Below are 716 nucleotides of genomic sequence, written 5' to 3'. Positions count from 1 at the left end.
ACAGCTTACCGGCCGAGGTTTGCGGCGCCGAAAATGATCGGGGCTCAAGTGCATCACCGAGACCTGGCGGCACTCTTTACCGAGTGATCCAGTAGGTTGGCAATCTGAATGGGTGGAAGTACGGGTGAGAATTCGTGTGGACCGTTCAGTTTAGAAAATCCTGGCCATAGTAGCAGCGTTAGTCGGGTGTGAACCCCGACGACCTAACGAGTAAGGGTTCCTCAGCAATGCTTATCAGCTGAGGGTTAGCCGATCCTAAGTCCCATCGCAATTCGAGTGGGACAACAGGGAAACTGGTTAATATTCCAGTGCTAACACCATTCAAAGCCGACGCCTCAGGAAACATCGAGCCGGGTTTTCGCCCGGTCGAATCATCCAACTCCGTGGAAGCCGTAATGGCAGGAAGCGGAAGAATGTTGAGATAGCGCAAGTCGATGGTACCCGGGGCCCGTGAAAAGGCGAGTGTGTTAATCGTACCGAGATCCGACACAGGTACTCTGGCGGTGAAAGCCAAGGTCTGTCGGGATCAACCGACGTTAGGGAATTCGGCAAGTTAGTCCCGTAAGTTCGCGATAAGGGATGCCTGCCCTGTATAAGGGCAGGCCGCAGTGACTCGGACGCTCCAACTGTCTAGTAACAACATAGGTGACCGCAAATCCGCAAGGACTCGTACGGTCACTGAATCCTGCCCAGTGCGGGTATCTGAACACCCAGTA

The 716-nt window shown here is 54.1% G+C and carries 1 rRNA gene; it reads left to right on the top strand.

Going from position 1 to position 716, the window contains the following annotated elements:
- Nucleotides 1-716: ribosomal RNA gene (locus ACN2TU_RS26895) — 23S ribosomal RNA — on the top strand; the annotation flags it as partial.

It is taken from the genome of Haladaptatus marinus, from assembly GCF_051194195.1.
The sequence above is the reverse complement of the archived record's forward strand: the minus strand, read 5'-3'. Positions and strand labels throughout refer to the sequence as shown.